This window comes from Acinetobacter lwoffii (genome assembly GCF_049367455.1).
Lineage (GTDB): Bacteria > Pseudomonadota > Gammaproteobacteria > Pseudomonadales > Moraxellaceae > Acinetobacter > Acinetobacter lwoffii_W.
In genome coordinates this window covers 1-10,437 of record NZ_JBMPXW010000013.1, presented here as the reverse complement: position 1 = coordinate 10,437, position 10,437 = coordinate 1, and the positions used below count along the sequence as shown (strand labels likewise).

The 10,437-nt window shown below is 42.2% G+C and carries 8 protein-coding genes and 1 pseudogene; 3 read left to right on the top strand and 6 right to left on the bottom strand.

Annotation, left to right across the window (positions count from 1 at the left end; translation table 11 throughout):
- Positions 1–70 precede the first annotated feature (70 nt).
- The 3 genes from ACO1B7_RS18570 to ACO1B7_RS18560 all read right to left on the bottom strand — a co-directional run bounded on the left by ACO1B7_RS18570 (position 71) and on the right by ACO1B7_RS18560 (position 3,012).
- Complete coding sequence (locus ACO1B7_RS18570; protein WP_004280265.1) at positions 71–352, bottom strand: helix-turn-helix domain-containing protein; 282 nt, start codon at positions 350–352, stop codon at positions 71–73.
- Positions 345–1,649 carry a type II toxin-antitoxin system HipA family toxin gene (locus ACO1B7_RS18565; protein WP_129717361.1) on the bottom strand — a complete coding sequence of 435 codons (1,305 nt, stop codon included), beginning with the start codon at positions 1,647–1,649 and terminating at the stop codon, positions 345–347. Before ACO1B7_RS18565 ends, ACO1B7_RS18570 begins: the two co-directional genes overlap by 8 nt.
- A gap of 313 nt (positions 1,650–1,962) precedes the next feature.
- On the bottom strand, positions 1,963–3,012 hold the full coding sequence (locus ACO1B7_RS18560) for an aromatic ring-hydroxylating oxygenase subunit alpha (protein ID WP_216986016.1): 1,050 nt from the start codon (positions 3,010–3,012) through the stop codon (positions 1,963–1,965).
- A 231-nt stretch (positions 3,013–3,243) separates the two neighbouring features.
- Here ACO1B7_RS18560 and ACO1B7_RS18555 point away from each other — a divergent pair.
- Both ACO1B7_RS18555 and ACO1B7_RS18550 read left to right on the top strand, forming a co-directional pair.
- Positions 3,244–3,882 (top strand): annotated as a pseudogene (locus ACO1B7_RS18555) (DUF4010 domain-containing protein); the annotation flags it as partial.
- A gap of 55 nt (positions 3,883–3,937) precedes the next feature.
- Complete coding sequence (locus ACO1B7_RS18550; protein WP_000743272.1) at positions 3,938–4,870, top strand: IS5-like element IS17 family transposase; 933 nt, start codon at positions 3,938–3,940, stop codon at positions 4,868–4,870.
- A 234-nt stretch (positions 4,871–5,104) separates the two neighbouring features.
- Here ACO1B7_RS18550 and ACO1B7_RS18545 read toward each other — a convergent pair whose 3' ends face one another.
- The 3 genes from ACO1B7_RS18545 to pdxR form a co-directional block, all read right to left on the bottom strand.
- Entirely contained in the window at positions 5,105–5,974 is an 870-nt protein-coding gene (locus tag ACO1B7_RS18545) for an SDR family oxidoreductase (protein ID WP_138742733.1), read from the bottom strand.
- 370 nt (positions 5,975–6,344) lie between these two features.
- Positions 6,345–7,799, bottom strand: a complete 1,455-nt coding sequence (locus ACO1B7_RS18540; protein WP_180038846.1) for an amino acid permease — start codon at positions 7,797–7,799, stop codon at positions 6,345–6,347.
- Positions 7,800–8,216: 417 nt separating this feature from the next.
- Complete coding sequence (gene pdxR, locus ACO1B7_RS18535) at positions 8,217–9,719, bottom strand: MocR-like pyridoxine biosynthesis transcription factor PdxR (protein WP_423090296.1); 1,503 nt, start codon at positions 9,717–9,719, stop codon at positions 8,217–8,219.
- 328 nt (positions 9,720–10,047) lie between these two features.
- Here pdxR and ACO1B7_RS18530 point away from each other — a divergent pair.
- Positions 10,048–10,437: Glu/Leu/Phe/Val family dehydrogenase (locus tag ACO1B7_RS18530; RefSeq protein WP_423090478.1), on the top strand; the 390-nt coding region annotated here is incomplete at its 3' end.

Sequence of the window (10,437 nt, the reverse complement as noted above, 5' to 3'; positions counted from 1 at the left end):
GTTTTCAGTTGTTAAACCATTCTTCTTCTCTAAAATTCCCGCAAATATCAATTAAAGCATCAGCTTCTCATCAGGATTTAACCCTGATTTCTAACTTTAAACCAAAAGCATCCAGTAATTTCTGCATAGACTTGAGTGTTGGATTTCCTTCAGGTTGTTCCATTTTCTGTAGAGTCTGGGGAGCAATCTTGGTAATTTTAGCCATATCGTTGAGTGTGAGGTGCAACTCGGTACGAATGAAGCGAGCAACCTGATGAAAAGGCCAGTCAGGATTGTTGCTGACGGTTTCAAGTACAGATAATCTCTTTTGCATCTGTTGAATCGGGGTCAGGGGCTTAAAGCGTTTATCCATGATTCAGCTCCTCCAATTGTTGGCAAATATTATTAATTCGATACTGGCTATTTTCAAGAATTTCAGGTGCCAATTGCAGATGCTGCATGTGCTCGAGTAACCCCTGATAAAGTGGTAATTGCTCGATTAATACCGCTTTGATTTCTTGTGGATCAATCATCGTGCTTTCGGCGATCTGTTCAATGACTGAATGCCAAATTGGCATGCCACCATGATCATCTCGCTCCCAACGTGTAGTTCGGGCAATACCATCTGGATGGAGCCACATCGGCGCAAAATCAAATAATGGGGTTAGTTGAATGATTCCATTATTGAAACGTTGAATCGCTGTATTACGGGTATGATTGTCTTTATTGCCTAAAGCGACATTGGCAAGATCACGCTTCAAATATTCAAAGATTTCCTGTTTTGGTTCAGTACAGCATTGCATCAACAGGCTACAGATCTGGTTATGGGTCATTCTTACCCCAAAACCGGCTTTTCCTCCCAGAGAAGCAATACTTTCCTGGGCAATTCTTTCAACCTTCCCATCGCTGACTTTACGGTCAAATCGGGGAATAAATAAAGTCTTACCATGCAGCTCCAGTTCCTGATGAACACGAAGTCCCAGGTATTGGGCAATTTTCATATATAAGGCTTCGTGCATCAAAATTTTATCTAGATTCTGATCACTGCCACGACTGAATTTCACCAGCCAATGCTGTTTGACCTGATCATCTGTCAGCGTGTGATCCAGATAGAACAGGTCATCGTGACCTTGGGTCAGCAGTAATTTTGGCCACTCGCCCTGAATACCAGAAGAACCGGCAATAAAAAGTCCATAAGAGGCCAAGGATTCAATAAATTTTTCTTGACGTTCTACGACTTGGTCCAGACTAAAGCCATGATTCTGCTGAACAGGGAACTGCCCCTGTAGCCATTCATAAGCCTCTTTAATCCGTAAATTACCAATCGGATTGCCTGCACCCGCTTTTAAAAGCGCCCAGTCTGCTTGTTCCTGAGTATTTTCAGAAAAATTAAGCTGACGGAGTAATTCTTTACGACCATAACCTTGAGGTAACAAATCCATCAGGAAGGCCGGCCAGGTAGATTGCAAGGTATTTTGCACATTTACTGGTAAATGATAGGCTAGCGCATGCCCATCGCTTAGGTTCATATAAGAAATAGCATATTCAAATAGATATGATGTGCGCGTGGCTGCTTGCCATCCAGTTTGTTGTTGACCGACAATCTCAACAATAGCGCAATCCAGCCATTCATCTTCCTGATAAACCTGCAGTGTGCAATATTGATCCATAATTTTATTAAAATAGTAAAGTAAAGTGATTTTATTTATTATATACCTATTTTAATAAAAAACTAATTTTATCTTCTAAAAGTTCTTTACCATTCTAAAAGGCCTTTCTTCACTAGAATACAAGACCCATGAGGCTATATAACAAGATGTATCCTGATAGAAATCACGATATAACCCAATTCATCCAAAAATAAGTTTGGCTAAAGACCTACATCGACATATAGCTTATAAATTTAATAATCCTGTAATTTTTTAAATATCTGGGGATATCTAGCCCTTACTACCTATAACTGCTTTTCTTTTGAATAAAATTTTAAGCAGCAAATAAAGGACTAAATCCCCGTTTGCGTAGTAATTTTCGGTACATGCTTGAACTCCGATCTGCCGGAAAATGCGCTTCTAAAGATAAATCCAGAGGTAAATATTCAGGTTTCTGATTTTCTACAATCACACGATCTTCCTCGAAAATTTTCATATTGAATGCATAGGCATCTTCAACCGGTAAATCTTTATCATAATTGCGGCAAATAGGCGCAAAAAGTCGTGTTGAACGTGCAGTCATCGGTGAAGCCGCATTCATGATGACCTGCTTGGCATCATTCGGAAAATGAATCGTAAGGGTTGCAGTAAAGGGTAGGCTCACTTCAAAATGACGTAACCATTTAAAATCTTCCTGGCCACGCTGCTCTGTTCCGATCGGATAACGTCCCACACTACTGATATAATCTGCATTAAAACCAACATCCGTTTCTGTCGTACTGTAATCAGGAACTTCTACATCCTCCGGATCACCAAAAGTATCGGGATGCACCCAGGCAAAATGTGCCACATCAATAAAACCTTCGAGCTGTCTTCCTGCAAAACATTGAATGTCTATCTGAGGGCAGACCAGTTGCTGATACTCAGCATCATCCCAAAAAGGCATATTAGGAATATGAGGTTCTGCATCTTTTGTAGCGCTTAATGAACACCAGATCAGACCATACTTTTCTACCGCAGCATAAGTTTTCAAATGGAAACGTTCCGATATTGTATGCTGAGGATGTGCAGGAATACGGTTGCATTTACCTTCATTGCCAAAGCGTAAACCGTGATAACGACACACCACGCCTTGGCCGTCATTTTTTCCCAAGCTTAAAGGTACACCGCGATGCGGACATGCATCTTTCGCCACCACCAGTTCATCGTTCATTTTATAAATCACCAGAGGCATATCAAGCAGCATGCTACTTGTTGGCTGATCTGTAATATCACGCGCAAGTGCAATCGGATACCAGTACTGAGCCAAAAGATTCCAGTCATGTTCCTCGAATGTCATATGGACTGGTAAGTCGGGACTAAAAGCGGCGATATTTGTATTCATAATGGGTTCTGTGTCATGACCTTTAGCTGGACTATAAAACAGCAATGTGTTCTATGAAATTTCAATTAATAGGACATAGGATTGCGTAAATCAGAACACTGACCAGCGATTAAAAACAAAATAAGCATCTTTCCAGGTTTTTTATGTTCAACCACGCAAATATTGAGATGGGATATTTCTAAGCTTAAATTTCGCTGAAAATAATCTTTTAAAGCCTATGTTAGCGCTGTCGATATCGGCTCTACCACTGAACTGGCTTTTTTGATGACTTATATCATTGGCGCTATCTGTGTATGGAATATCCCACTTGCTGCAGGGATGGCGGTTCTACTCACGATCATCCTGATGGGCAAACAGACATTGCATCAATTTGCCGGAAAAACGATCCAAAGCTATGAGTTAAGAGATGGCTTACTTTTATTGGCTTTGATATTGATTGCGTTGCCGGTCATGCCCAATAAGCCCTTGTGGGGCGCCGTACTGAATCCCTATATCATCCTTAAACTACTCATTTTAATCTTGATTGTGCAGTCCATGGCACATGTGGCAAAACGAATCCTATCCAATGATAAGGCTCTCATTTTATCTGCCTTAGCCTCGGGATTTGTCTCCAGTACGGCCACGATTGCCAGTTTGGGCATGCAAGTCCGATCCGGGCGGGCCAGTGCAAAATTAAATGCAGGCGCCGGATTGATCTCCTGTATTGCCACCTTATTACAGCTCTTGCTGATTGTTCTGGGAGTGAGCGTAGAGTGGTTCAAGTTCCAGCTGATTCCGAGTTTGGTGGGGATCGGAATTTTATGTATTGCAGCCGGATTCTTGATTTATCGAACTCCCCAAGCGGATAACAGTACGACCATCAATGAAATACGGCTTTGTTGCACAAACCTATCTGTAAAGGGTTTTTCAGCGATATAATTTTCAAATGAAGAAGCCTACACACAAAATCTACCGCACAACCAATTGGCCCGCATATAACCGAGCACTCATGAGTCGCGGAAATATTGCCATTTGGTTTGATCCTGCTACGCAATGGTATGCTCCATCAAAAGGCAAACAAGGGCGAAATCAAACCTACTCCGACGCAGCTATCCAATGCTGCTTAATGATTAAATCCTTATTCCGTCTATCTTTACGTATGGTCACTGGCTTTGTGCAAAGTCTGATTAAACTTTGCGGATTAAATTGGACCGCACCAGATTACAGTACGCTTTGTAGAAGACAAAAGCATATTGATATTGCAATCAGCTACCAAAAAAGTAGCGATGGGCTGCATCTACTCGTAGACTCTACAGGCATGAAGTTTCTAGGTGAGGGCGAATGGAAACGCAAGAAACATGGAGCTGAATATCGTCGCCAATGGCGTAAACTACATATTGGTATAGATGCCAAAACCCTACAAATACGCGCTATTCAGCTCACAACCAATAATGTCAGTGATTCACAGGTGCTTGGTGATTTACTTAATCAGATTCCACAAGATGAGCAGATTGACTCTGTTTATACCGATGGAGCTTATGACACCAAGCAATGCCGTCAGGTCATTGCAGATCGGCAAGCACATGCGGTGATTCCACCTAGAAAAAATGCGAAACCATGGAAAGATACAAAGAGTAGCTCGCTAGAGCGAAATGAATTACTTCGAACAGTTAAACGTTTAGGCAGGACATTATGGAAAAAATGGTCAGGCTATCATCGCCGCAGTTTGGTGGAAACCAAGATGCATTGCATCAAATTATTAGGCGATAAATTAATGGCAAGAAGCTTTCCTAGTCAGGTGAATGAAATTCATGCACGTGTAGCAGTCCTCAACAGATTTACGGAATTAGGTCGACCACTTACCCAAGTTACGCCTTAAATTTGGCTCAATTAGGGGCGCTTTGTATTTCAAATCTTTGTGCAACAAAGCCCCTCTAAGCATCTTAATATCCTCATCAGGTTTGGCTGAAATTACTATAACAAGAGCTTACTTTTGCGAGGGTAAGTATTTGTTGGAAACATTTTATAAAAACAATTTTTTTTAAATATGAAAATCCAAAGATTAAATAGATGAAGATAACGGTCAGCTAGAACCGCTATCTTCTGTGCCAGATTAGCCGTTAATAATACTGCCGCCATTCACATGAATCACCTGACCTGAAATATAGCTGGCTTCTTCACTGGCCAGAAATAAATACGCCGGTGCTACTTCACTTGGCTGGCCCATGCGGCCCATTGGGGTACTTTTACCAAAATCTTTAAGCTGTTCTTCATCAAAACTGCTCGGAATGAGTGGGGTCCAGATTGGGCCCGGAGCGACACCATTGACGCGAATGCCCGTTTTATTTTTTAATAAATTGGTGGAAAGGCTTCGGGTAAATGTAGTGATGGCACCTTTCGTGCTGGCATAGTCAATCAGCTGATCATGTCCGTGATAACTGGTAATACTGGTGGTATTGATAATGCTGTCACCTGCTTGCATATGCGGAATCACCGCCTGAGTCAGGTGGAACATCGACAGAATATTAACATTAAATGTTTTAAGTAATTGCTCGGGCGAGATATCGGTAATACTTTCTTTCGGGTATTGAACCCCGGCATTATTGACCAGAATATTAATCGTTTTAAATTCCTGAAGGGTCTTTTCCACCATTTTCTTGATTTCATCTTGATCTTGTAAATCACATTGAATCAGCAGACAACGGCGGCCTTCATCTTCCACCATTTTTTTGGTGTCCCGTGCATCCTGATCTTCATCCAGATAGCAAATAGCGATATCTGCACCTTCGCGGGCAAATAAGACCGATACAGAGCGGCCAATTCCGCTATCACCACCAGTAATCAAGGCAACTTTGCCTTTTAATTTTTCACTGCCTTTATAATGCGGTTTAATAATTTCCGGTGCAGGGTCCATTTGGGTTTGCACGCCAGGTTGATGGTCTTGGGTTTCAGTTGAAGCTGGGGTTTCAGGATAATGATTCATATCTTTTCCAATTCCAATGATTGTGGCCATATAAGAAAAAATATATTAGAAGCTTTTGGGCAAAATGAGGCTGGACTCACTAACATTTCATAACAGAATGTATTCGAGATTTATCAATTATTCATTGAAACGGATCAGGTTGACCAATCAGAACAGAAAAAGCTAATGGAACAGCTTCTGGCTACACTTAAATAGTTAAGGTGGTCTTGAAAGGTGAAATTTGATTAGGAAAGGTAAAGTATCAACGGAGATTTAAAATCTAGACATACATAGGCCTTTTTTACTGGGCTTGTATATAAAATAAATGGAGAGTTTGTTAACTCTCCATTTATTCATTCTGATGTATTTAAAAAATTTCTATAGAAATAAATTAAAGATTATCACTTAAATTAATTCTGGCTTGTGCTGCTTTTTCCTTTTTGACTGAGGTTTTACCCCAGTTAAACTTTTGTGCGCAGATGCCTAAGCCTACAATAAATAATGCAAGCACACTGGTATAAACCACTTCTTTAAAATACGTCCCCTCAATAATCATGGTAATTAAAGCGCCGACAATAAAGATAATGACCAGATAAGTGAGCCATGGGAATAACCACATCTTGAATGGAATATTTTGTCCTTCAGCTTCCAGTTTTTTACGTAACTTAAGCTGAGAAATGGCAATAGCAAGATAGACATATAAAGATACGGTACCCGTCGCTAACATCAAGACATCATAAATATTCATACTTTCGGTGGCAGTCAGATAAATCGCCACGAAAGAAAACAGGCTTGAAAAGATGACACCTACCCATGGGCTGTTATTGCGGTTGGTTAAACCGAAACTCTTTGGTGCATCTCCACGTTTGGAGAGGGAATAGACCATGCGTGAACAGGTATAAAGTGCGGAGTTAAAGCAGCTACATACCGAGGTGAGCACGACAAAATTAACAATATGGCGTGCTTCTGGAATACCGAGTGCAGTAAGCGCTACGCTATACGTACCCCAGGTCGGATCTTTCAATAAAGGATTATTGTGTGGAATCAGGCAAACCGTAATCAACATTGAACCGACATAGAATAAAATGATACGCCATACAATTGAATTAGCGGCCTTACGAATTTCCTTGGCTGGATCTTTGGTTTCAGCTGCTGCTACGGTGACAATCTCTGCTCCCATATAAGCAAACATTACACCCAATAAGGCCGTGATCACCGATGAAAACCCATTAGGCATAAAGCCTTGAGCGGTTAGATGAGTTGTACCACCGAGCATAGAGGCATCGCCCCAAGGCCACAGGTGCATCACGGCCAAACTACCAAACACCAGAAACAGTACAATGGCAATGACTTTAATCAGGGCAAACCAGAACTCGAATTCACCAAAGTTTTTTACGTCACGGAGGTTAATCCAGACCAGCGCTACAGTGACCAGAAGCATATAGCCCCAGATCGGGATAAATGGAAACCAGCTATTTAAGATTTTCCCGGCGACAAAGGCTTCCCAGCCCATGAGCAAGGTCCAGAAAGACCAGTATAACCAGCCGATGGAAAATCCGGCCCAGCGCCCGATTCCTCGGTCCGCATAGGTTGAAAATGAGCCGCTGTCGGGATTCAGTACCGCCATTTCTCCCAGCATACGCATAATGAGTAAAACTAATATTCCACCTAGAGTATAGGCAATGAGTGCAGCAGGTCCTGCAGAATAGATGACATTACCGGAGCCGACAAAGAGTGCTCCACCAATGACGCCGGCAATTGAAATCATGGTGAGATGGCGTGATTTAAGTCCGTTTTTTAAGCCGTTTGATGATTCGGAATTGGAGAAATGTTGATGTTCTGCCATATAATTTCCCTTAATATCAATAGCGTAGCGGCAATAAAATTCCTTATTTGGCTTACGCTATCTTATCCTTTGAAACTGTAACCGAATTCATCAGTGCTTGACCAATATTAAGTTAATCTTAATAAAATGAATCCTTGTAGCCCTATAGACAGGATCACACTTTGATTAAAGTACGGTTACATGCTGTTCATGTATGCGGTTAATTTCTCTTTTTTGTTGTAAAGTGACGAGAGCCATTTTTGAGCAATTCAAAGGAGCCAATTGGCTTAAGAGATAAAAAATATAAGCAGGCAATATTTACAGAAAAATAAAGCTTACCTAAAATATCAGGCTAAAAGCAGGTTTACGTTCCCTTTAAAAATAAATTAAAAGCTTTTTGATTTTAAAAATATAATTGTATTGATCCCTGAGTTTTTACTAAGTTAAAGTGCGGATCCCATGCTCGCGCAAGCACTTTAACAATATCCCGAAAGCCACCAGAATTTCCTGTTCACTCACACAGGCAAAGCCCAGTAATAATCCTTTCTGCCGGGTGGAATAATGTTTGGTATAGTATTGCGATAAGGCTCTGACCTTGATTCCCAGTTCAAGCGCTTTGGATGCAATCAAGACATCATCACTGCTGCTGGGCAATTTTAAAATCAGATGCAAACCGGCGGCGGTATTGTATTCATGCAGAAAATCTTCACCTAAATGTCGGCGAATCAGGTCAATTAAAAAAGCGTGGCGTTTGCCATACAATAAACGCATTCGTCGGATATGCGCTTCATAATGTCCTTCACGGATAAATTCAGCGAGTGTTTGCTGATCGATTAAGTGACCACCACGATAAAGTTCCGAAGCTACAATTCGCAATGAAGAAAAGAGCTGTTTTGGTACCACTAAATAGCCAATACGCAGGGCCGGATAAATCGTCTTACTGAACGTCCCCATATAAATCACCGGAGAATCCGGCTCTAAACCTTGTAAAGAAGGATAGGGCTGGCCCGAGAACCTGAACTCGCTGTCATAATCATCTTCAACAATCCAGCTATTGTGCTGGCGTGCCAGTGCAATTAACTGTTTGCGCCGTTCTAAACTTAAATGTGAGCCCAAAGGATACTGATGCGACGGCGTCACAAAAATCAGTTTAGGTGGTTTCTTGGGATGCAGATCGGGAATAATCCCTTCCTGATCCACCGGTAAGGAACGTAGATTGACGCCATTAATTCGTAAAATATTACGCGCGCCCCAATAGGCTGGATCTTCGATCCAGACCTCATCGCCTATGTCGCTTAAAGTACGCGAGACCAAATCAATCGCCTGATGGGTGCCTTCGGTAATAATGATCTGATCAGCATCGCACTGCACTGAACGGGCAATTTTCAGATATTCTGCCAGCTCCTGACGCAGTTCTAGGGAGCCACCGGCATTGCTGTAAATCAGGTTGTTAACTTGAGGTTCACGGCTCAAACGCGTTTGGATTTTGCTGAAAATATGATGCGGAAATTCGGTTACATCGGGTGCGCCCGGTACAAAGGCTCCCCATTGATAAGGCGAAGCCGCGGAATAGCCGAGCAAGTAAGAACCGCGTTGCGACAGATTATAATTTTGCTGTGCTTTTTTTTCTGCAACGGCAGGAGAATTCTGTTCTGCCTTCACCAAAAAGGATTCGGATAATTTCTCTACTACCCAGGTACCTTGACCGGTACGGGCATCAACATAACCCTGTGCCTGTAATTGTTCATAGGCATTTAACACCGTATTACGCGATACCTGAATCTCTTTAGCCAAATCACGTGATGCAGGCAAGCGGGTTTTGGGAGCCAATACGCTATCAATAATCGCGTTACGCAAGCAGCGGAACAGGCGCATCTGTAATGTTCCTGTGACATCTTGCTGCAATCGCTGCAGTAAATAATCTCCAAGCAAGCTACGCAATTGGCTCTCTCCTACAAATTTGAAATGGCTCTCGTGAGAGCGGTATTGCTAGGTGCAAAATAGTCTGATCAGGCAGTCATTGTAAAGTGTCTTGTATGCGTTTTGATCATGTACCTGCGGCTTGAATGCGAGCATACAGGCGGGCAGGCAATATACACAGATACCGATTAAAACTAAAGCGGAAAATCTAGACACTGATTTTGTTTGGAGCGCGCTGAACTAAGACCTGAATCAAGCAATGATTGCCATAACAGCCGAATAGAGATGTGTTGCAGCCGCCAGGACATACGACTGCATATAACAAAAGGATCATAGAATGAACATGATGATGAAAGGATTGACCTATACCGAGCAAGGTACAACGGCCTGGAACAATTATCTTAAGCAACTGGATAAAGTAGCGCCTTATCTGGGTGAGCTGAGTGAACGACTGGACATGCTGCGACGCCCAAAGCGCAGTTTGATTGTCGATGTCCCGGTCATTATGGATGATGGTACGGTTCAGCATTTTGAAGGCTATCGTGTTCAGCACAATTTAACCCGCGGTCCGGGCAAAGGCGGTGTGCGTTTTCATCCAGATGTCAATTTGGATGAGGTGATGGCTCTGTCAGCCTGGATGACAATCAAATGTGCTGCTCTAAATTTACCTTTTGGTGGAGCCAAAGGCGGTGTGCGAGTCGATCCGAGCCAGCTTTCCAAACGCGAACTGGAACGCTTG